The following is a 244-nucleotide window of genomic DNA, read 5'->3' as shown; positions in this document are numbered from 1 at the left end:
AATAGCCTTTCCATAGGAGCATTATCCCAGCAGTTACCGCGGCGGCTCATACTTAGAGTTATTCGATATCTCCAAAGCCTTTGACTGTATTAACGGCTGCTATATTGGCATCCTTGGTCTGAGTGGAACATTACGTGGCTAGGTCGACCTCGTTGTTCACAAGCCATATCCAAGGCTTTAAAAGTCAGCTCAGCATTTTGTTTATCTGATAGCGCCCATCCCACTACGAGTCGGCTAAATAGGT

General features: G+C 45.9%; 1 pseudogene. It reads right to left on the bottom strand.

Features of this window, described 5'->3' with window-relative positions:
• Window positions 1-244 (bottom strand): annotated as a pseudogene (locus ACYP03_RS27540) (DDE-type integrase/transposase/recombinase); the annotation flags it as partial.

The organism is Photobacterium sp. R1, from assembly GCF_054600795.1.
This window is presented reverse-complemented; position numbering and strand designations above follow the sequence as displayed.